The 24,198-nt window shown below is 30.7% G+C and carries 14 protein-coding genes; 6 read left to right on the forward strand and 8 right to left on the reverse strand.

Going from position 1 to position 24,198, the window contains the following annotated elements; genetic code table 11:
* The first annotated feature begins 151 nt into the window (after nt 1–151).
* A complete protein-coding gene (recQ, locus tag BTO16_RS08740) occupies nt 152–2,275 on the forward strand; it encodes a DNA helicase RecQ (protein ID WP_105021203.1) in 2,124 nt (707 codons plus the stop codon).
* A 103-nt stretch (nt 2,276–2,378) separates the two neighbouring features.
* Here the strand turns inward: recQ and BTO16_RS08745 are convergent, their stop codons facing one another.
* Nucleotides 2,379–4,055 carry a formate--tetrahydrofolate ligase gene (locus BTO16_RS08745; RefSeq protein WP_105021204.1) on the reverse strand — a complete coding sequence of 559 codons (1,677 nt, stop codon included), beginning with the start codon at nt 4,053–4,055 and terminating at the stop codon, nt 2,379–2,381.
* 204 nt (nt 4,056–4,259) lie between these two features.
* On the opposite strand from BTO16_RS08745, the gene secDF reads away from it, so the two are divergent.
* The 3 genes from secDF to obgE all read left to right on the forward strand — a co-directional run bounded on the left by secDF (nt 4,260) and on the right by obgE (nt 9,587).
* Nucleotides 4,260–7,229 (forward strand): protein translocase subunit SecDF, encoded by a 2,970-nt coding sequence (secDF, locus tag BTO16_RS08750; RefSeq protein ID WP_105021205.1) that lies wholly within the window; start codon nt 4,260–4,262, stop codon nt 7,227–7,229.
* A gap of 108 nt (nt 7,230–7,337) precedes the next feature.
* Nucleotides 7,338–8,456, forward strand: coding sequence for an adenylate kinase (locus tag BTO16_RS08755; protein ID WP_105021206.1), 1,119 nt, complete (start codon nt 7,338–7,340; stop codon nt 8,454–8,456).
* A gap of 141 nt (nt 8,457–8,597) precedes the next feature.
* Nucleotides 8,598–9,587 carry a GTPase ObgE gene (obgE, locus tag BTO16_RS08760; RefSeq protein WP_105021207.1) on the forward strand — a complete coding sequence of 330 codons (990 nt, stop codon included), beginning with the start codon at nt 8,598–8,600 and terminating at the stop codon, nt 9,585–9,587.
* Here the strand turns inward: obgE and BTO16_RS08765 are convergent.
* From BTO16_RS08765 to ade, 7 genes are all read right to left on the reverse strand, one after another.
* Nucleotides 9,584–10,855 carry a sensor histidine kinase gene (locus BTO16_RS08765; protein WP_105021208.1) on the reverse strand — a complete coding sequence of 424 codons (1,272 nt, stop codon included), beginning with the start codon at nt 10,853–10,855 and terminating at the stop codon, nt 9,584–9,586. The two genes, obgE and BTO16_RS08765, sit on opposite strands and share 4 nt — an antisense overlap.
* A gap of 307 nt (nt 10,856–11,162) precedes the next feature.
* Nucleotides 11,163–12,446, reverse strand: a complete 1,284-nt coding sequence (locus tag BTO16_RS08770) for a sensor histidine kinase (protein WP_105021209.1) — start codon at nt 12,444–12,446, stop codon at nt 11,163–11,165.
* A 93-nt stretch (nt 12,447–12,539) separates the two neighbouring features.
* A complete protein-coding gene (locus BTO16_RS08775) occupies nt 12,540–13,025 on the reverse strand; it encodes a hypothetical protein (RefSeq protein WP_245892041.1) in 486 nt (161 codons plus the stop codon).
* A 31-nt stretch (nt 13,026–13,056) separates the two neighbouring features.
* Complete coding sequence (locus BTO16_RS08780) at nt 13,057–14,595, reverse strand: M56 family metallopeptidase (RefSeq protein WP_105021211.1); 1,539 nt, start codon at nt 14,593–14,595, stop codon at nt 13,057–13,059.
* A gap of 126 nt (nt 14,596–14,721) precedes the next feature.
* Nucleotides 14,722–15,084, reverse strand: coding sequence for a BlaI/MecI/CopY family transcriptional regulator (locus tag BTO16_RS08785; protein ID WP_105021212.1), 363 nt, complete (start codon nt 15,082–15,084; stop codon nt 14,722–14,724).
* 171 nt (nt 15,085–15,255) lie between these two features.
* Nucleotides 15,256–15,852 (reverse strand): PhnA domain-containing protein, encoded by a 597-nt coding sequence (locus BTO16_RS08790; RefSeq protein WP_105021213.1) that lies wholly within the window; start codon nt 15,850–15,852, stop codon nt 15,256–15,258.
* A gap of 155 nt (nt 15,853–16,007) precedes the next feature.
* Complete coding sequence (ade, locus tag BTO16_RS08795) at nt 16,008–17,630, reverse strand: adenine deaminase (RefSeq protein WP_105021214.1); 1,623 nt, start codon at nt 17,628–17,630, stop codon at nt 16,008–16,010.
* A 218-nt stretch (nt 17,631–17,848) separates the two neighbouring features.
* On the opposite strand from ade, the gene BTO16_RS08800 reads away from it, so the two are divergent.
* Nucleotides 17,849–20,878 (forward strand): aminotransferase class III-fold pyridoxal phosphate-dependent enzyme, encoded by a 3,030-nt coding sequence (locus tag BTO16_RS08800; protein ID WP_105021215.1) that lies wholly within the window; start codon nt 17,849–17,851, stop codon nt 20,876–20,878.
* 42 nt (nt 20,879–20,920) lie between these two features.
* A complete protein-coding gene (locus BTO16_RS08805) occupies nt 20,921–24,196 on the forward strand; it encodes an amidohydrolase family protein (protein ID WP_105021216.1) in 3,276 nt (1,091 codons plus the stop codon).
* The last annotated feature ends 2 nt before the right edge of the window (nt 24,197–24,198 follow it).

Here is a 24,198-nt window from a genome sequence, read left to right on the forward strand (position 1 = left end):
ATAATTTATAAAGATTTTGAATTTTATTAATAGGTTCTTAAAAAGTGAATTTTATAAATTAAGATATCTTCTTTGAAATATTCAGATAATAATAATCTATTTTTCTTTAAATATATAATCTACGTATGTTTGCAGATCAATTGCTAAAAAAATGAAAACACAAACACAAACACAAACACAAACCCTTTTAAAAAAAGTGTATGGTTATGATAACTTTCGTCCGTTACAAGAAGAAATTATTAATAGAACCATAGACGGAAAAGATAGTTTTGTTTTAATGCCAACTGGTGGTGGAAAATCGATGTGTTTTCAAATTCCCGCTTTGATTTTTAACGGAATTACCATCGTAGTTTCGCCACTTATTTCTCTAATGAAAGATCAAGTTCAAGCACTAAAATCAAACGGAATAAAAGCTGATTTTTTTAACAGTTCTATCTCTACGATAGAGGAAAACGAAGTAATTAACAGGGCTATTAATGGCGAATTACAATTACTATATCTATCCCCAGAAAAATTAATATCGGTTAGCAACACTTGGTTAAAAGAACTAAATATAAAACTAGTCGCTATTGATGAAGCCCATTGCGTAAGTATGTGGGGTCATGATTTTAGACCTGAATACACACAATTAAAAGTGTTTAGAAATTCGATACCAAAGGTGCCTTTTATGGCATTAACCGCAACCGCAGACAAATCGGCTAGAAAAGATATTGAAAAACAATTAGGCCTAACCGACTCTAAATTATTTATTTCTTCTTTTGATCGAAAAAATTTAAGTATTGAAGTACGTGGACAAGTTGAAAAAAAGAAAAAGTTACAAGAAATTGTCAATTTTATAAATCGAAGAAAAAACGAAAGCGGTATTATTTATTGTTTGAGCAGAAAAAACACAGAAGAAGTTGCCAATTATTTGAAACAAGAAGGGCATTCTGTAGCCTTTTATCATGCAGGAATGAATCATGAAGAAAGAGAAAGCACGCAAACCGATTTTATAAATGATGACACCAAAATAATTGTTGCTACCATTGCTTTTGGAATGGGGATTGATAAATCGAACGTTCGTTTTGTAATTCATTATAATTTACCAAAAAACCTAGAAGGTTATTATCAAGAAATAGGAAGAGCAGGAAGAGACGGCTTGGCTTCAGAAACTATTTTATATTACAACATGAGAGATTTTGTGTTGTATAGCCAATTTGCAGATGGCGGCGCAAATAGCGCTATGCAAAAGGAAAAATTAAATAGAATGCTTCAATTTACAGAAGCTAAATCGTGTAGAAGAAAAATATTATTATCTTATTTTGGAGAACATCTCTCAGAAAACTGCGGCAATTGTGATGTTTGTGAAAATCCGCCCAAAGATTTTGAAGGCACTATTTTAACTCAAAAAGCACTTTCTGGAATTGCAAGAATGGGCGAAAAAGACGGAATTACCATGTTAATTAATGTTTTACGAGGGAGTAATAATGCAGATATCCATTCAAAGCAATATTTTAATCTAAAAACATACGGAATAGGAAAAGACGTTTCTTTTTTTGATTGGCGAGATTATATAATTCAAATGGCTAACCAAGGATTGATAGAAATAATGTACAGCGAAAATTCTGCTTTAAAAATATCCCCAATTGGCTGGAAAGTTTTAAAAGGCGAAAAAACAGTTAGATTAACAACTCCTTTAAGCTCTGACGAGCGAAAGAAAACTCAAAAAGCAGTTAAAACGACTACTGAAGGCGAACCAAATAAAGACTTATTTACAGAACTCAAAAAAATAAGATCCACCATTTCAAAAGAAGAAAAAATGCCAGCATATATCATTTTTAATGATAAAACGTTAAAATTAATGGCAAGTGAACTTCCTACAACCGAAAATGAATTTTTAGCTATTTCAGGAGTCGGAATGAACAAAATGGAAAAATATGGCGCCGAATTTATGAGTGTAATTCGCAAATTTAAAAGCGTTGCAAAACCAAGAAAAACGCCAACAACACAAAAAACCTTTGCTCTATATAAAGAAGGATTAGGTCCTACAGAAATTGCTGAAAAAAGAAGTTTGTCAATTACCACGATTTTCTCACATTTATCTCAATTATACACGGAAGGAAAGGAAATTGAATTGGAAAAATATATAACCAAAGAAACCGTCAACAAAGTTAGGATTGCTTTTAATACATTAGATCAAAAAATGGAGTTGAAACCAATTTATGACAAACTAAACGAAGAAGTTTCCTACTGGGAAATAAGATTGAGTGTTACTTTGATTTTGAAAAATGGATAAACTCATTTCATAAATGGCTTCGTTGAAATTTTATTTAATCGATAAACACATAAAAAATTATAAACTTCAAAAATTTTAAAAACCTTTGAAGTCTTGTTTTTTATTATGACAATCCAGAAATTACGCCATTAGTATCTATGGTCATATTTTCTGATGCAGGATGCTCTGGTAAACCTGGCATTCGCATCATTTTTCCTAAAATAGGAATTAAAAATTCTGCCCCCGCCGCTATTTCAATTTCTCTTACATTTATGGTAAACCCTTCTGGTCTACCAATTAAAGTTTCATCATCTGAAAAAGATTTTTGAGTTTTTGCCATACAAATTGCAAAATCATTAAATCCTAATCTGTTAATTCTTCTTAAATTTAGCTGCGCTAATTTGCTGTATTCAACATTTTTTGCGCCATAAATTTCCTTGGCAATTGTCTCTATTTTGTCAGTTACCGGTGATTTCCAATTATACAAAGGTTTGTACTGCGTCGCTTTATTTTCAACAACATTTACAACCGCTTTTGCTAAATCTGTTGTTCCGTTACCACCTTTTGCCCAACCTTCGGATAAAACAGCTTCAACACCTAAACTGGCACATTTTTCGATTACAAATGCAACTTCTTCATCAGAATCAGAAACAAAAGAATTGATAGCAACTACGGGCTCAATATTAAATTTTCTGATATTCTCTATATGCTTTTCAAGATTATTAAATCCGACAGTAACTTTTACTAAATCCGGAGTATTATATTCTTCCGTTTTTGCGCCGCCATGGTGTCGTAATGCTCTAATAGTGGATACCAAGACAACACATTTAGGGTTTAAATTAGCAAACTGAGACTTAATATTCAAAAATTTTTCAGCACCTAAATCGGCACCAAAACCAGCTTCTGTAACCACATAATTAGACAAGGTTAATCCCATTTTTGTAGCGATTATTGTGTTGGTTCCTTGCGCAATATTAGCAAATGGTCCGCCATGAATAATTGCTGGATTTTCTTCTAAAGTCTGCACTAAATTTGGCTTTATCGCATCTTTTAACAAAATAGCCATCGCATTTTCTGCTTTTAAATCACGCGCAAAAACGGGTGTATTATCAAAAGTAAACCCTATAAAAATATTACCTAGACGTTCTTTTAAGTTGTCTAAATCCGAAGCCATACATAGTATTGCCATTACTTCCGAAGCTGGGGTAATATTAAATCCGTCTTGTCTTGGCACTCCGTTTGAGGTTCCTCCTAGCCCTATAGTAATTTCTCGCAAAGCCCTGTCATTCATATCAATAACCCGTTTCCAAAGAATTGTTCGAGGGTCAATATTTAAATTATTAGTTTTACTTTGAATGTTATTATCAATCAAAGCAGCTAAAAAATTATTCGCTTTTTCAACAGCATTAAAATCGCCTGTAAAATGCAAATTAATATCTTCCATTGGCACAACTTGAGAGTAACCGCCACCTGCTGCGCCACCTTTCATCCCAAAAACAGGACCTAAAGACGGTTCTCTTAAAACGACTGTAGCCTGTTTCCCTATTTTATTTAATGCCTCTGTTAAACCGATTGAAACTGTTGTTTTACCCTCTCCGGCTGGAGTTGGTGTTAAAGCTGTAACTAATACTAAATTATTTTTTTTTACCTTCTCCTCATCTATCAAAAACAATGGTAATTTTGCTTTAAATTTACCATACATTTCTAAGTCGTCTTCATCAACATTTAATTTTTTAGCAATATTTTTTATGTGTAGAAGTTTTTTAGCTTGCGCTATCTTAATATCAGTCATATGTGTCATTTTTATAATTTAATAGTACTAATTTTACCAATTTTAAAGAATAAATATACTCATTTTTAAGACTTGATAACAATTGTAAAATTAAAACGTAAAAAACCATCAAAAAAAACAAAAATATAAATGTATCAAATAATTGCTTGGACTACTTTGAAATACTATATTTGCACGTTTTAAAAAAAAGAAAGTCGACATAAACTAAAGAAGATGCAAAACAAAGGACTTATTAAATTATTCGCAATCCTATTTGGATTAGTGAGTTTATATCAATTATCATTTACATTTTTAGCTACTAAAGTTGAAGATGAAGCCGTAGTATATGCTGCTAGCAAAGTATCCGGTAATGATGCAAGACAAAAAGCTGCTTTTGAAAGAAAGTATTTAGACAGTGTTGCAAATGATAACATTATAGACTTAGGCATTGCTAAGTATAGCTACAATGATGTAAAAGACAAAGAAATGAATCTTGGTCTTGATTTAAAAGGTGGTATTAATGCTATTCTACAAGTTTCTGTAAAAGAAGTTTTAAAAAGCTTGTCTAACGACTCTAAAAATGTAGCCTTTAACAACGCTTTAAATGCTGCTGATGAAAGACAAAAAAGTAGTACTGCAACTTATTTAGATTTATTTTTCGAGGAATTTGAAAAAACTGCGGGAGCTACAAAACTTAGTGATCCTTCAATTTTTGGAACAAAAGCATTGAGCGAGAAAATTGCTTTTAATGAATCTAACGCAACTGTAAAGGAAACTTTACAAAAAGAAATTAACAGTTCTATTGGTACTGCTTTTGAAGTATTAAGAAGTAGAATTGATAAATTTGGAGTTACGCAGCCAAACATTCAAAGAATTGGAAATTCTGGAAGAATTCAAATTGAATTACCTGGAGCTAAAGATATTGAACGTGTTACGAAATTAATTACAAGTAAAGCAGAATTACAATTCTGGGAAGTTCATACAAATGCAGAAGTTCAAAACTTTTTCTTTGCTGCAAATGATAAAGTTGCTAATTTATTAAAGGATGATACTGTTTTAGAAACAGAAAAAGATTCTCTTAAAAAAGATAATATTGACGCTTTATTAGGCGAAACTGCAGATTCTACGAAAGTACAGAAAAACCTTTTTTCATACTTATTTCCTAATGTTGCACAGTCTCAACAACAGTTAAGCTCTTTAGTAGCACAAGCTAGAGTTTTAGACACAGCAATTGTAAACAACCTATTAAAGAAAAAAGAAATTAGAGCTTTATTGCCAACTGAATTAAGATATACCAAATTTTTATGGGATTATAAATCGATAACAGGGGATGATGGTACAGAGTTAATTGGTTTATATGCAATTAAAGGAAATAGAAATAATACACCAACTATTGAAGGTGATGTTATTTTAGATGCTTCTCAAATGTTTGATCAATTAAACAAACCAGAAGTAAGTATGACCATGAATAGTTCTGGAACTAAGCAATGGGCTAAAATGACTGGTGACAACATTGGTAATTTTGTTGCTGTTGTATTAGATGATTATGTGTACACTGCACCTTCTGTAAACCAAGCTATTACTGGTGGTAGAACTTCTATTTCTGGAGGTAGTATGACTATTACAGAAGCAGAAGATATTGCAACCGTTTTAAAAGCGGGTAAATTACCTGCTGCTGCAAGAATTATTCAAGCAGAAGTTGTTGGGCCATCTTTGGGGCAAGAAGCAATTAATGCAAGTTTTATCTCATTTGGAATTGCTATTTTCTTAGTTTTACTTTGGATGATTTTATACTACGGAAAAGCAGGTATCTACGCAGACATCGCTTTATCTGTAAACATCTTATTTATATTCGGAATATTAGCATCGTTTAATGCGGTGTTAACATTACCCGGAATTGCAGGTATCATTTTAACAATTGGTATGTGTGTAGATGCAAACGTTATTATTTTTGAGAGAATTAAGGAAGCTTTATCCTCAAAAAAAGGATTAAAACAATCTGTTGAAGAAGGTTTCTCTATTAAAGGAGCATTATCTGCAATTATTGATGCAAATATTACAACTTTATTAACAGGTGTTATTTTATATATTTTTGGTACAGGACCTATAAAAGGATTTGCTTTAACCTTAATGATAGGTATCGCTACTTCTTTATTTACGGCTGTATTTATAACTCGTCTTTTAATAGACAGAGCAGTTGCAAAATCAAATAATTTAACATTTAATACTTCTATTTCTAAAGGTTGGTTTGAAAATATAGATATCCAATACATCAAAAAACGTAAGGTTGCCTATATAATTTCTGGTACACTTATTACTATAAGTTTAATTTCTATTTTTTCTATTGGATTAAAACAAGGAGTAGACTTTAAAGGTGGTCGTTCTTATGTTGTTCGTTTTGATCAACCAATGAGTGCTACAGAAGTTGCTTCAACTTTAAAAGGTGCATTTGGTACAGCGCCTGAAGTAAAAACATATGGTAATGACAATCAGTTAAAAATTACAACTGTTTATAAAATTGAAGCGGAAGGTCAAGAAGTTGATGAACAGGTTCAAAGTGCATTATTTACAGGTTTAAAATCATATTTAGGTTCTACAACTTACGAGAACTTTAAACCAGGATTTGAAAAAACTGGAAGCGGAATAATGAGCTATATTAAGGTAGAACCAACGATTGCAGACGATATTAAAAAATCTGCATTGTATGCCGTTCTAGGTTCATTATTAGTAGTTTTCTTATATATATTATTAAGATTTAGAAAAATATCTTTTAGTGTTGGTGCTGTCGCAGCTGTGTTTCATGATGTATTAATTGTATTAGGTGTGTTTTCAATTGCGTATAATATTATGCCTTTTGACATGGAAATAGATCAATCTTTTATTGCAGCAATTCTAACAGTCGTCGGGTACTCATTAAATGATACAGTTATTATCTTTGATAGAATTAGAGAGTTCACTAACGAACGTAGAGGAAAACATAATGTATTAATTAATGATGCTATTAATCGTACTTTAGGTAGAACTATAAATACATCTTTAACAACATTATTAGTAATGTTAGCAATCTTCTTGTTTGGAGGGGATTCTATTAAAGGTTTTATGTTCGCATTAATCGTTGGTATTGTAGTAGGAACGTATTCTTCTATATTTGTTGCAACACCAATTATGTATGACATGACAAAAAAAGAAGATAGAGACAACTAATTTAATTTTAAAATAAATTAAAACCGTTTTCTTTTCTGACACCGAAACATGTTCAGTAAAAGAAAGCGGTTTTTTCATTATAAATAGAATCACAATATTCACGTTGCTATGAAAATTATAAAACTTCACGATTTATATTTTAAACCTTTTATCAATAAGGAAGAAATTTCTACAATTGTTAAACGACTAGCACTACAAGTAAAAAATGATTTACCCAAAGACGAAATACCAATTTTTGTTGGTATTTTAAATGGATGTTTCCTTTTTGCTGCAGATTTTATAAGAGAGTTTAAGGGCAATTGTGAAGTTTCGTTTGTAAAACTAGCTTCTTATGAAGGTACATCCACCACAGAAGAAGTAAAACATTTAGTAGGCATAAACGAAGATTTAACAGGTAGAACTGTTATTATTTTAGAAGACATTATAGATACAGGTGCAACCCTGCAAGAAATCTATAATATTTTTAGAGATAAAAATGTAAAAACCTTAAAAGTTGCTTCACTTTTCTTTAAACCAGATGTTTTTAAGAAAGAACTGCCAATAAATTACATAGGCAAAAGTATCGAAGATAAATTTATTGTGGGTTACGGTTTAGATTACAATAAATTAGGCAGAAACTACCCAGCAATATATCAACTAACAACACAACCTAAAATGAAAAACATTGTATTATTTGGCCCTCCGGGAGCAGGTAAAGGAACGCAAGCAACCTTACTAAAAGAGAAATATAATTTATTACATATTTCTACTGGAGACGTTTTTAGATTCAATATTAAAAATGAAACAGCATTAGGTAAATTAGCAAAGAGTTTTATGGATAAAGGCGATTTAGTGCCTGACGAAGTTACCATAAATATGTTAAAAGCAGAAGTAGAAAAAAATGCGGATGCAAATGGTTTTATTTTTGATGGTTTTCCAAGAACAGAATCTCAGGCAATTGCTTTGGACGAATTTTTAGCAGAAAAAGGTGAACAAATAAATGGAATGGTAGCATTAGAAGTACCAGAAGACTTATTAGTAGGGCGTCTGTTAGAAAGGGGTAAAACTAGCGGAAGAACAGATGATACCGATGAAGGTAAAATTAGAAATCGTTTTAACGAATACAATACAAAAACGGCTATTTTAAAAGACTTTTATCAAGCGCAAGGAAATTATTATGGCATAAATGGTGTTGGTAATATTAATGAAATTACAACACGCTTGTCTGAAGTTTTTGATACACTTTAAAAATAGATAGCTGTTAAAATGGTTACTAGTTTTAGTATAATTTTACGATTAAAAATTACAGAAATAATAACACAGATTTAAAACTAAAAAAAGCACAGCGAGCTAAAGAACTTTAAATCTGAAGTTTAAAATTAAGAAATAATGACAGAAGGAAATTTTGTTGACTACATAAAAATATACGCATCTTCTGGTAAAGGCGGGCAGGGTTCTGTGCATCTTCACAGAGAAAAGTTTATTACAAAAGGTGGTCCAGATGGTGGAGATGGCGGTCGTGGTGGTCATATTATTTTGCGTGGCGATAAGAATATGTGGACACTTTTTCACTTAAAGTTTAAACGTCATTTTAGAGCAGAAGGCGGCGGAGCTGGTAGTAAAAGTAGAAGTAGTGGTCATGATGCCGAAGATATTTTCGTTGATGTACCATTAGGTACAATCATAAAAGATGCCGATACAGACGAAATCATTGTAGAAATAACTGAAGACAAAAAAGAGGTTGTTTTATTAGAAGGCGGAAAAGGAGGACTTGGAAACTGGAATTTTAGAACATCAACAAACCAAACACCAAGATATGCGCAACCGGGTATAGATGGGCTAGACGGTTGGTTTAGAATCGAATTAAAATTATTAGCAGATGTTGGCTTAGTTGGTTTTCCTAATGCTGGTAAATCTACTTTATTGTCTGTTTTAACCTCTGCAAAACCTAAAATTGCAGATTATGCTTTTACAACCTTAAAACCTAATTTAGGTATCGTTGAACATAGAAATCATCAAACATTTGTAATAGCTGATATTCCTGGAATTATTGAAGGTGCTGCAGATGGAAAAGGTTTAGGACATCGGTTTTTAAGGCATATAGAACGCAATTCAGCCTTATTATTTTTAATACCTGCGGATAGTGATGATATCAACAAAGAATATGATATTTTGCTAAATGAACTTAAAAAATACAACCCTGAGTTGTTAGATAAAGACCGTTTATTAGCAATATCTAAAACAGATATGTTAGACGACGAGTTAAAAGAAGAAATAAAACTAGATTTACCTGTAGGAGTTGAAACAGTATTTATATCATCTGTTGCAGAAACTGGATTACAAGAATTAAAAGATAAACTCTGGAAAATGTTGAATTAAACGGGTATTGTAAAATAAAAAGTAGTGCCAACATTTAATTCACTTGTTAAATAAACTTTACCCTTATTACTATTAATTATTTTATTGACCATAGATAAACCAATACCATTAGAATTATTGTTTTTTTCAACATCTAATTTTTGAAAAAGTTTAAATATTTTTTCATGGTATTTTTCATGGATTCCAATACCATTATCAGTTACTGAAAAAGTGTGAAGTTTATTTTCAAAAACATAGTTAATAGCGATGTTACATACATGTTTGTCATTAAACTTAATAGCATTCTGCAATAAATTTTGAAATACTAATAGTATTTGAGATTTGTTAATTAAGAGTACCGGCAATGTATTTAGTATACTTACACTGCAATTTTTGTTTTCATAATCATGTTTTAAAACTGCTACTAAATCATTTAAATTTACTTTTTCAATACCATCGGCTGTATTATTATGTAGAGTGTACTTTAGAACACCTTCTAATATTGAATCCATTTGTAAAACTTCTTTTTCAATTAAAACTAAATGCCCTTTTATCTGTTCTTTATTGTCATCTTGATAATCTTGTTGCAACCAATTAAAAAGTGCTAAAACGTTACCTAAAGGAGTTCTTAAATCGTGGGAAACTACTTTTGCAAATTCTTCTAAATCTTTATTTTTTTCTTCTAAATCTTCCGCTATTTTTATGAGCTCAATTCTATTTTTTTCTAAAACACGATTACTTTTAGCAAGAGAGTATCTATAGGCTGTAGAATCATTTAAAAGGATTAATGCAAAAATTATCATTAAAGAGAAAGAACCCAAAATTGATTTATACACAGAATGGTCTAATGGAGAAATCATTAATTTTTGGACTAAATGAATAAATACTGTAACCAAATAAATATTAATAAATGTTCTTTTATTAAATAATAAAATAGCCCCAAAAACAAAAGCATAAAAGCCTAAAATGAAACGAATATTAAAAGTGTTTAAAGAAAGGTGAATGATAAGGTAATGAGAAAAAGAAAGCATTAATAAAAAAACAATCCATCCGTAAAAATAATGCACTGTCTTTTTAAACAAAAAAGGTAAAAGACTAGCTATCAAAAATAAAAATGCGAATAAAACTTTTGCTCCTTTTATTTTTATCGACTCATCCTCATTATTTTGTATATAATATGAATAGATAAACATTGTTGGTCCTATCAAAAATAATATTAAACTATTATTTTTAACCTCAAAGTTTTCAACTTTTCCAAGTAACAATATTCCTTTTTGAAAATCATTCATCTGCAGTCCAAAACAATTTTAAATTGACTTTAATTTATTAGGGAGTAAATAAATGGTGTAAAGTAAATATAACTCATTTTTTTTAAAATGAATCTAGATTATACTCTTAACAAAAAGAATTACATATAAAATAGAATATTCTAGAATGAATATCCCTTTAAAAAACAAGCATATTTACTTATAATTAAACGACATAAAACCTTAAAAAAAGCTAATGAACTTTAAAGTATAAATTCGCTTTTACATCTTTATATTGTAAATGAACTTAATTAAATAAAATAACCTTTAAACCCTTAATAACAGATATTTAAACGGGTATTGTAAAATAGAAAGTAGTGCCAACGTTTAATTTACTTATTAAATAAATTTCACCTTTGTTGGTGTTTATTATTTTCTTAACAACAGATAAACCTATACCCATTGAGTTTGTATCTTTTTCAATATCTAGTTTTTGAAAAAGTGTAAATATTTTAGTATAATATTTTTCTTCAATTCCAACACCATTATCAGCAACAGAAAAAGTATAAAATTCATCTTTTAAGCTATAATCAACTATTACTTTGCAAATTTCTTTGTCATTAAATTTAATAGCATTTTGGAATAAATTTTGAAAGACAAGTTGTATTTGAGTTTTATTAATTTCTAGAACTGGTAGTTCTTTTTTTATAATAATACTACATTTATCATTTTCACATAATCTTTTTAAATCATTTACTAAATCATCTAAATTCACTTTTTCATTACTGCTGCTTACCTCATTTTGTAAAGAATACTTTAAAACACCTTCTAAGATTAAATCCATTTGAATTACTTCTTTTTCAATTAGTTTTAGATGCGTTACAATGCTTTCTGTGTTATTATCTTCAATATCTTGCTGTAACCAATTAGACAACGCTAGTACATTTCTTAAAGGAGTTTTTAAATCATGCGATACTACTTTTGCAAATTCTTCTAAATCGAAGTTTTTTTCTTGTAAATCTTTTGCCTTTTTTTCTAAATCTAAAGTTTTTAATTTTGATTTTTTATTTAATGTCTTATTTAGTCTTGCAATTTTTTTTCTAAACAATGTTGATCCACTTAATATTATAAAAGAAAAAATGTAAAGTAACGTAAATGAACTCAATATAGCTTTAAAAGTAACGGTATCAATATTAGAAACCATCATTTTTTGTAAAAGATGAGCAAAGGTAGTTACCAAGAAAAAATTAATAAATGTTCTATTATTAAATAACAAAATAGCGCCAAAATTAAAAACATAGAAGCCTAGTAAAAACTGAATATTAAAATCATTAATTGAAAGATTTATTATTAAGTGATGAGAGAAAAGTAACATTATTAAAAAAACAATCCATCCAAAATAATGTTTTATTCTTTGTTTAAAAATAAAGGGTAAAATACTAACTATTAAAAATAACAGTGCAAATAGTTCTCTAGCACCCTGAATTTTTACAGTATCTATTCCATAATTATTTATAAAGTGTGAATAAATAAAAAGACTTGGTCCTATTAAAAAGAGTACAAGGCTATTATTTTTAATCTCAAAATCTTCAACTTTTCCGAGTTTTCGAATGGTTTTTTGAAACTTATTCATTTGCAGTATACCAATATTAAGTTGGTATTATTTTTATTGGGGGTTATAAAAATTACTGTAGTAAATGTACTGTTTTTTTAGGAAGGCTTTTGGTTAATCTTTTAACAAAATTCTGATAGGCAATCTGTATTTTATAGAAACAGGAATGCCTCTTTTTATTGCAGGATTAATATTAGGTAAATTCTTTACACTTTCTTTGAGAATGCTGTCTAATCTTGGTATTTGTTGTTTTATATTTTCTGATGTAGCAGTTTCATCAAAAATAATTTCTCCTTTTGAATTGATTAAAACATATACATAAATAACTTCATCAATAGAATCTTTAACTGTTAAATACTGTTTTTGTAACTCTTTGCCTATTTTTTGATGAATGGTATTTCTAAAACAGGTTGCCATTTGCTCTTTATCAATTATAGCATCACAGATTTTAAAGGATGGCGAAAAATCTACCGATGTAAAGTCTACAATAGTATCTAAAATTTGTAGATTAGTGTTTTTTGAGAACGATAATTTATCGCACGAAGTGCAAAAAACCACTAGCATAAAAAAAACTAAAACACGCATTAACTTGAGTATCAATTAATGCGTGAAATTACTAAAATTTGTTGAACTAATCAATTACAAGTGTAAAAGGAATAGAATATTTAACTGCAATTGTTTTTCCTTGATGTTCACCAGGAACTACTTTTGGTAAAGTATTCATCACTCTAAGTACTTCTTGTTCTAATTTTTCATGTGGTGCTCTTGCTTTTACATCTACAATATTGCCTTCTTTATCTATTTTAAAACCAATAAAAATTCTTTTTCTTCCAGCTTCTAAACCTAAAGTTTTTGGTAAATCTGCATTAAAGTTTTTAGAAAAATGTTTTTGAACATTTAGTGAAAAACAATCTTTATCTCCGGTTTCACAACCAGGAAAAGTGGGTGCTTTCTCTATTTTCATGAATGAAATTTCTTCTGTTTCTAAAGTTTCAGTGATATTTTCATCTAAAGGTGAAAAAACTATTACCTTTCTTCCTTTATTATATTGGAATATTCTTGTTTTTAAAAAAAAGTCTTCACCACTTTCAGAAGATTCTTTGAATTCTAAAAATTCTTTTTTTTCTCCCTCATTTAAATCATCTATACTCAACTCTTTTCCATTAGGATATTCAAATCCTTTACCAAATCCAAGATACACGTCTAAAAATGTGATTTCCTTCCCAGTAGTTTCTTTAATCTTTCCATTATTATTAATATAAAGTGTTTGTTTAGCTTTTTTACTTTCTAAAACTTCTTCTTTTGATGCAGTTTCAGAACAAGAAACATAAAAAAGCATGCTCATTAATACAGGAATCAACACTAAATATTTAAGCTGATTCATTTTTTTGGATTGTGTTTTTGTCATCATAATAATTCTTTTTTTAATTAAACTTTTTTTATAAAATTGATTCACAAACGCAATGTTTTCTACTTGAAAAAAGTTGGATAACAAATTGTTTATATAGCTTTCTTTGGTTTCTGATTTAGCTACAATGGCATCAGAAATATATTCGTGTACTAAGGTTATTCTTTGCTGATAGAAATAAATCATAGGATTAAACCACATTACAATTTTTAGAAATTCGAATAGCAATAAATCTAAAGAATGCTTTTGTTTGCTGTGTACTAATTCATGCTGAATGATTTTATTTCTCTTAGATTCTTCAATATTTTTACCTAAAAAAACATAGTTAAAAAACGAAAATGCTTGGGTTTGATTCGGAATTAACACCAACGTAAAATCAGGCTGTTTTACAACTTCGTATTTTTTAATTAAGCTGATAATCTTCACTAATTTTATCACAAATAATATGGTGAAAAACGCAACTCCCATCCAAAATAAAATGGTTACATAATTTACAGTTTCATAAAAAATAGTTTCAGTTATAGTTTTCTGAATTGCTTTTTCTGGTGATAAAAATATCTCTGGTAGATTCACAATAAACTCTTCCGGAACCGCTTTTTGAAAGGTTGGTATTTTTATAAACGGAATTAAAAAAGACAACATTGGCGTACTTACTAAATACCATCTGTTTTTGGTAAAAAAGGTTTCTTTACTTAAAAAGAAATCATAAATAGCCAAGAAAAATACTTGGAATAAAACGACTTGTAAAATATAATTTATCATAGCTTTTTATTTTTAAATCATTACTACTGAAAACTGCAACTGTAAACTGCCAACTGAAAACTGTAACTGCCAACTGAATACTGCTTACTGAATACTGCCTACTGAATACTGCTTACTGAATACTGCCTACTTATTTTTATTTACTTCCTTTAAAATAGATTCTAATTCCTTCATATCCATATTATTTTCTTTTACGAAAAAGGATACCATACTTTTAAAAGAACCTTCAAAATAACCATCCATTAATTTGTGCAAACTTTGGTTGCTATACGTTTCTTTATCAATAATTGGAAAATATAAATAACCTCTCCCCGCTGGTTTATGCCCAACAAATTCTTTGGTTTCTAAAATTCTAATAATTGTAGAAACTGTATTATAAGCTGGTTTTGGTGCTGGTAATTTATCAATAACATCTTTTACTGATGTTTCTTGTAAATCCCATAAAACTTGCATTATTTGTTCTTCTGCTTTTGTTAATTGCTTGTCCATTTTATCAACTAAGTTTTTAGTTTATAAATACAAATATAACTAAATACTTAGTTTAAACTAATTTATTAGTTGAAAAACGTATTTAATTATATTTAAAAAAAATGAAACGCACAAAAAAAGACCTGTAATCCATTGAATTACAAGCCTTTTTTCCTTTAAAATATAAGTATATTATTCTTTCTCTGTCATTTTTTTAACGTAATCTGTAATAATCACAATCTGAGTTGGGCCAACTTTACCTTCGATAAATTTTGCGTTTTCATGATCTAAAGAAATTCTACGAACCGCAGTTCCTTGTTTTGCAACCATGCTAGAACCCTTTACTTTTAAATCTTTTATTAAAACTACAGAATCTCCGGCTTCTAAAATAACACCATTTACATCTCTATGAATTATTTTTTCGCTTTCTGCTAAATGATCTCCAGATTCTTTTGCATAGCGCAATTCCTCGTCCTCCATATACATCATTCCCAACAAATCACGCGGCCAACCTTCTTTTTTTAAACGATGTAACATTCTCCAAGCAACCACTTTTACAGCTCTAAATTCGCTCCACATAGAATCGTTTAAACAACGCCAATGATTCGAATCTAATTCTTCTGGAGTATCAATTTGAGTAACACAAGTTTCACAAGCCAAAATACTTCCATCAACGCCACCGCCACCAGTAATACTCGGTTTTACATCATACACCGTTAAATTATTGGTTCCTGTACATAATTCACATTTTGCACCACTTCTATTTTCTAAATCTTCTTGTAAACTCATTATATTTTTTATTTAATGTTGGCAAATGTAGGGTTTTATTTGAAGCTATTTCCTGCTTTCACTACTCGCTTTTTTTGTAAAAAAACAAAAAAGAGCTCAAACAAGCCGTTCAATCAGGGCTAAGTCTATTTATTAGCCTATTGCTTTTCCTAAAGCTATTCTATTTCTAAAGAAGTAAATTTAAAACTAGTTCCATCAAACAACCCTTTATCAGACAATTTTAAAGACGGAATGACCAATAACGCCATAAATGATAAACTCATATAAGGAGCGCGTAATTTGCTGCCCATTTGTTTTGCCATTGTATCTAATTCAGCGTATGCCTTTCCTATTTCTTTTGCTGGTAAATCACTCATAATTCCTGCAACTGGTAACGAAACTATTTTTTCTTCGGATGCAGTTACGGCACAAACTCCGCCACTATTTTCAATAATTAAATTCACCGCTTTACAAATCATTTCATCAGAAACACCAACAGCAATTATATTATGAGAATCATGCCCAACAGAACTTGCGATTGCACCTACTTTTAATCCAAAATTTTTAATAAATGCAATTGCTGGTTTATCATTTTTATACCGATTAACAACGGTCATTTTTAAAACATCTGTTTTTGTATTAGAAACCAAATTTCCATTTTCTATTAAACTTTCTGCTTCAATTTTATTGGTCACTAATTCGCCATCCAACGCTTCAATAACATTTATTTTTTTAGCTTTTGATTCAAATCTAAAATCAGCAACTTGTTTTTTATCCGTATTAAAATTATTCAACACTTCAAAAGCTACAGATTTCACAAAAGATTCTCCGTTTTTGGCAACTAATTCTCCGTTTATATATGTTTCTAAAACCTTAAATTTCTCTAAATTGTCTACCACAATAAAATCAGCAAAATCATCTTTTTGCAACAAACCAACTTGTAACTTGTAATGTTTAACAGGATTTACACAAGCTACTTGCAGCACTTTAAAAACATCAATTCCTTTCGCAACAGCTCTTTCGCAAAGCTGATTTATATGACCTAACAACAAATCATCTGGATGTTTATCATCCGAACAAAACATCATGTTTTCATAATTATCTGGTAACAAATCAATTAAAGCATTAAAGTTTTTTGCAGCAGATCCTTCTCTAATCAACACTTTCATTCCTTTTTCTAACTTCTCTTTTGCTTCATCGAAAGAAAAACATTCGTGATCGGTAGAAATTCCTGCAGCAATATATTTAGTTACATCTGCTCCTCTTAATCCTGGCGCATGACCATCAATAGGTTTGTTGTTATTTTTTGCATGTTGAATCTTTTTTAAAACCTCTGCATCATCAAACAAAACCCCTGGATAATTCATCATTTCTGCCAAATACAAAATATCCGGATTTTCCATCATCAATTGTATATCATCAGAATCTATAATCGCTCCTGCACTTTCAAAAGAAGTGGCTGGTACACAACTTGGTGCACCAAAATTGAATTTTAACGGAACTTTCTTTCCGTTTTCAATCATAAATTCAACACCTTTTACGCCTAAAACATTGGCAATTTCATGCGGATCAGAAACGGTAGCAACTGTTCCATGCAAAACTGCAATTTTTGCAAATTCAGACGGAACTAACATCGAGCTTTCTATATGAATATGAGCATCTACAAAACCAGGTAAAATATAGTTTTCACAGGTATGATTTGCTTCACGAACTTCCTTAATCTTTCCGTTTTCAACTTCTACTTCTCCTTTAAAAATTCGCTTATTTTTTATATCTACAATGTTACCTTGAACTATCATGCTACTTTTTTTTTAGATTTTAACCACTAATCAAAATGATAATTTACATTTAAAAATATCAGTCTAAACCTATAGAAGGCAATTTTGACATAAAAAAGACCACTTCGACAAACTCAGTGAGATCTTATAGTGTTTTAAAATGTATATTATTTTCAACAAATTTACAAAGAATGCAAAGGATTTGATGCCATTTCTAAACTTTATCTTATTTTTAGTTCATGGTAGAAAATGCGAACAAAATAACTACAAAAGAAGCTGAAAAAATTCTTTTTAGCTTATATCAAATTCAAGGTAAAGCGTCTAGATTACCTGGTGAAATTGACGCTAATTTCAAAATTAAAGTAGATAAAAAAAACACCTATATTTTAAAAATTTCTCCAGAAAATTCTGATGAAAATGAATTGGATTTTCAACAAAGCATAGTAGCTTTTTTAGCCGATAAAAACCCAGCTTTAATTGCTCCTAGAATTGTTTTGGATAAAAATAAAAAACCAATTTCCACAATTTATTTGGATAAAAAAACCACGTTAAAAGTTCGTTTATTAACTTGGATTGATGGCAGAATTTGGTCTTCTGTAAATCCGCAATTAAATGATTTACGTTTTAGTTTAGGAAAAAAAGCAGGAGAAATAACCAAAACTCTACAAGGATTTCATCACCCAAAAGCAGAAAGAATTTTTGATTGGGATATTGCACAAGGTTTATGGACAAAAAAACATGTACACCTCTTTAAACCTGAAGAAAAAGAGCTAGTTTCTTACTTTTTAAACAGGTTTGAAAACATACAATATGAGTGTCAGAAACTTAGAAAATCTGTGGTTCATAATGATGCAAATGACAATAATATTTTAGTTTCTAAAGATTTAATCAATCCTAAAGTAACTGCAATTATTGATTTTGGCGATGCTGTAAAAACACAAATTATAAATGACCTTGCCGTTGCGTGTGCCTATGCAATTATGGACAAGAATGACCCTTTAGATGCTGCTTTACCAATTATAAAGGGATATCATGCTGCTTTTGCTTTAGAAGAAAAAGAATTGGAATTTTTATATGTTTTGATTGCCATGCGTTTGGTAATTTCTGTAACAAAATCGGCTATTAATAAAATTGAAAATCCAAGAAATGAATATTTACTAATTAGCGAAAAACCTGCATGGAATTTGCTAAAAAAATGGCGGAAAGTATCCCCCGATTTTGCACATTTTAGTTTTAGAAATACCTGCGGATTTAATGCGCATCCAGATCAAGAAAAATTTGAAAAATGGTCTAAAGAGCATCCTTTTTCTTTAACACAATTATTTCCAACGATCAATAAGAAAGAAATTCATCATCTAGATTTAAGTGTTTCAAGCACCTTTGTTGGTCATCAGAAAGAGTTTAACAATTTAGATTTATTTCAGTTTAAAATAGAACAACTTCAAAAAGAAGTGCCCACTAAAATTTTAGCTGGTGGTTATTTAGAGCCAAGAAATTTATACACTTCTACAGAATATGACACCATTGGCAATTATGGAAATCAAAGTAGAACTATTCATTTAGGAGTCGATTTTTGGTTACCAGAAAACACAGCTGTTCACGCGCTTTTTGACGGCGAAGTAGTCATCGTAGAAAATGATATTGGCGATAAAGAATATGGTGGTTTGGTGGTTTTAAAACATCAACAAACGGCTTTTACCTTCTATACTTTATATGGGCATAATACTGCACAAAGTGTTTTAAAACACAAACTTGGCGATGTTATTAAAAAAGGAGCACAAGTTGCTGCTTTGGCAAATTATCCTGAAAACGGAAATTGGGCGCCACACCTACATTTTGAAATCACTTTGTCGTTGCTAGATTATAAAACTGATTTTCCCGGAGTTGCATATTTAAACCAAATTGATGTCTGGAAAAGCCTTTGTCCAGATCCCAATTTATTGTTTAAACTTAAAGGGTTTAAAGAAAATTTAATTGATGTTTCTGAAGATATTCTAGCGGATAGAAAAAAGCATTTGGGTAAAAGTTTAAGTTTACAATACCAAAAACCTTTGCATATTGTAAAAGGTGCTAATCAGTATTTAATTGATGCTTTTGGTAGAAAATATTTAGACACCGTTAACAATGTTGCGCATGTTGGTCACGAAAACTTTAACGTTGTAAAAGCGGGTCAAAATCAAATGGCATTACTAAATACAAATACCCGTTATTTGCACGAAAACATTACAAATCTTGCTAAAGAATTATTAGAAACGTTGCCCAAAGAATTATCTGTTTTGCACTTTGTAAACTCAGGAAGTGAAGCAAACGAACTTGCCATTAGAATGATAAAAGCATGCACAAATTCTGATGAAATTATTGCAAGTGAGCATGGATATCACGGAAACACAAACGGAACCATACATATTTCATCCTATAAATTTGATGGAAAAGGTGGAAATGGAAAACCTAAAAACACGCATATTTTTCCGATACCGGATACATTTAGAGGCAAATTTAGAGGTGAAAATTCAGGTGAAAAATACACTCATGAAATACAACTATTAATTGATGAAATTCAACAGCAAAATAAAGAAGTTGGTGGATTTTTTATTGAGCCTATTATTTCTTGCGGTGGACAAGTAGAATTACCTAACGGATTTTTGCAAGAAGCCTATCAAAAAGTAAGAAAAGCAGGCGGTTTATGTGTTTCTGATGAAGTACAAACCGGTATTGGAAGAATGGGTAAAACATTTTGGGGATTTGAATTGCATAACGTAATTCCCGATATCGTAACGATGGGGAAACCACTAGGAAACGGACATCCAATTGCAGCTGTTGCGTGTACCAAAGAAGTTGCAGAAAAGTTTGCAAACGGCATGGAATTTTTTAACACGTTTGGCGGAAACCCTGTTTCTTGTGCAATAGCCGCCGAAGTTTTACGAGAAGTAAAAAGGGAAAATCTGCAAGAAAATGCTTTAAAAGTAGGTGAGTTCTTAAAATCAGGCTTGCAAAAATTATCAGAAGAATTTCCAATAATTGGTGATGTTAGAGGTCAAGGTTTATTTCTAGGAATTGAATTGGTTGACGAGCAGTTACATCCGCTTGCGGAAAAAACCGATTATGTGATTAACAGAATGAAATACTTTGGAATTTTAATGAGTTCAGATGGTCCAGATCATAACGTTATCAAAATAAAACCGCCGATTACGTTTACCCTTAAAAATGCAAAAGAAGTTATTTATTACTTGCAAAATGTTTTTAGTGAGGACTTTATGAAACAAAATTAAAATCTTATATTTATCATCTATCATTTTAAATCAACGACTACTATGTTTAAAAGAATAACTTTACTACTCATTTTAACTATTTCTATTCAAATTTCTGCTCAAAAAAAACAGGAAGAGCCTACCAAATGGGATGTAAACAATCCTCATAAAGATTGGAAATACAACTCGTTTAAATTAAACACAAACGAAGGAACTTGGATGAATTTAGATGTTTCTCCTGATGGAAAAACCATCGTTTTTGATTTGTTAGGTGATATTTATAAAATGCCAATTACAGGCGGAAAAGCAACTATTTTACGAGCTGGAATGGCGTATGAAGTGCAACCAAAATTTAGCCCAAACGGAAAATATATTTCATTTACGAGTGATGCAGAAGGCGGCGATAATATTTGGGTGATGACGGCAGACGGAAAGGATGCAAAATCGATTACTAAAGAAAGTTTTACTTTACTAAATAACGCAGTTTGGACGCCAGATGGAATGTCTTTAGTTGCTAGAAAACACTTTACTTCTGGCCGTTCTTTAGGCGCGGGAGAAATGTGGCAATATCCACTTTCTGGCTCTGCAGGTTTGCAATTAACAAAAAGAAAAAATGACCAACAAGATGTAAATGACCCATCCATTTCATCCGATGGAAAATACTTGTATTATGCCGAAGATATGTATCCAGGAGGTTTTTTTCAATACAATAAGGACCCAAATAATCAAATTTATGGCATCAATCAATATAATTTTGAAACAGGAGAAATTACTCAAATTACTGGTGGTCCTGGAGGAGCTGCAAGACCTGTAATTTCTAAAGACGGTAAATTTTTGGCTTTTGTAAAACGTATTCGAACAAAATCAGTTTTATATATTCATGAATTAGAAACAGGAAAAGAATGGTCTATTTATGAGAATTTGAGTAAAGATCAAAGTGAAGCTTGGGCTATTTTTGGCGTCTATCCTTATTTTTCTTGGACGCCAGATGACAAAGACATTCTAATTTGGGCACAAGGAAAAATTAATAAAATTAATATTGAAACGAGACAAATAACAAACATTCCTTTCGAGGTTAATCAAGAAATTAAATTGGCAAAAACACATCATGTAAAAAGAACCGTTTTTGAAGAAGAATTTACTTCAAAAATGATTAAAGATGTACAAACTTCTGCAGATGAGAAAACAATTATCTTTACTTCTTTGGGACATATTTATAGCAAGGAATTGCCAAACGGAATTCCGAAAAGAATTACAACTTTAACCGATTTTGAAGCAGAACCCAGCTTTTCTTTAGATGAGAAATCGGTTTTGTTTGTTACTTGGAATGATGAAAATTTAGGAGCAATTTATAGCGTAAATTTAGATGGTTCTGGATTACAGAAAATAACTAAAGAAAAAGGTATTTATAGAACTCCTAAATACAATAACGCGGGTTCTAAAATCACCTACTTAAAAGAATCCGGAAATGGCGATCAAGGTTTTGATTACACTAAAAAAACTGGAATTTATATTGCTGACATAGATGGCAGCAATGCTAAAATGGTTTCCGAAAGTGGTGAATTTCCATCATTTTCTGCTGATGACAAACGAATTTTCTTTCAAACTGGAGGTTCTTTTTTTGGCGGATTAACTAAAAACTTAAAAAGTGTAGATCTGAATGGTAAAGATGAAAGAAGTCATTTTTCATCAAAACTAGCAAACAGATTAGTGCCTAGCAAAGATAATAAATGGATTGCTTTTATTCACTTACACAAATTATTTGTAGCGCCTTTTGTACTAAATGGCAGTGAAATAAATGTAGATCAAAATACAAAATCTTTTAACGTAGAAAGTTTGTCAAAAAATGCGGGTATCAATTTACATTGGGCAAGTAGCAACAAAGTTTTCTGGACTTTAGGCGATGCATATTTCTCTAAATCGATTGTTGATAATACCACAGATCCTTTTGCAAAAACGAATTTAGTTGCTGATGAATCAGCCGGAATTAAAATTAATTTAAAATCAACTTCTGATGTTCCTGAAGGTAGAATTGCATTTAAAAATGCACGAATCATCACCATGAATGGCAATGAAATTATTGAAGAAGGAACGATTATCATCTACAAAAACAAAATAGAAAAAATAGGAAAAACAAGTGCTATTACCGTTCCTTCGGATGCAAAAATGTATGACATGAATGGCAAAACGATAATGCCAGGAATGGTGGATGTTCATGCACATGTTGGTGCTTTTAGAAACGGATTAAGTACTCAAAAACATTGGCAATTTTATGCAAATTTAGCATTTGGAGTTACCACTTCTCATGATCCTTCTGTGCATACAGCTGCGGCTTTTACCTTAGAAGAATTGCAACGAAGCGGACAATTAGTAGGACCAAGAATGTTTTCTACAGGATTTATTTTATATGGTGCAGAAGGAGATTTTAAAGCGGTTGTAAATAATTTAGAGGATGCACGTTTTGCGATTGCAAGAACAAAAGCTTTTGGCGCAAAATCCATAAAAAGTTATAATCAACCAAGAAGAGAGCAACGTCAACAAATTATGCAAGCTGCTAGAGAATTGGGCGTAAATGTGGTTCCTGAAGGTGGTTCTAGTTTCTACGCAAATATGAGTATGATTTTTGACGGACATACCGGAATTGAACACAACATTCCTGTAAACCCTGTTTATAAAGACGTTTTATCACTTTGGAAAAACAGCAAAACGGGCTACACTCCTACGCTAATTGTAAATTACGGAGGAATGAATGGTGAGTTTGAATGGTATCAAAAAAGTAATGTCTGGGAGAATAAAACACTCTTAAAATACACGCCCAGATATGTAATTGACACCAGGTCTCGACACAGAACAATGGTTCCTGAAGAAGAGTATATTAACGGACATGTATTAACTTCTAAAACAGTTACAGCCCTAGCAAATGAGGGTGTAAAAGTAAATTTGGGTGCGCACGGACAATTGCAAGGTTTAGGCGCTCATTGGGAATTATGGATGCTGCAACAAGGCGGAATGTCTAATCACGACGCTTTAAAAGCAGCTACTATAAATGGTGCAGATTATATAGGTGCTGCGGATGAAATTGGTTCTTTAGAAAAAGGAAAATTAGCCGATTTAATTATTATGGATAAAAATCCTTTGGAAGATATTCAAAACTCAAACTCGGTAATTTACACCATGGTAAACGGTCGCTTATACGATGTAGATACGATGAACGAAATTGGAAACTATGATGCAAAAAGAAGTAAATTCTACTTTGAAATGGATGGTTACAACCAAGGAGTTCCTTTTAATGCAAACACAAATAGTTTTACAACTCCTACTTGTAGTTGTCATAATTAATT

Origin of the sequence: Polaribacter glomeratus (genome assembly GCF_002954665.1) — a bacterium.
GTDB classification, from domain to species: Bacteria; Bacteroidota; Bacteroidia; order Flavobacteriales; family Flavobacteriaceae; genus Polaribacter; species Polaribacter glomeratus.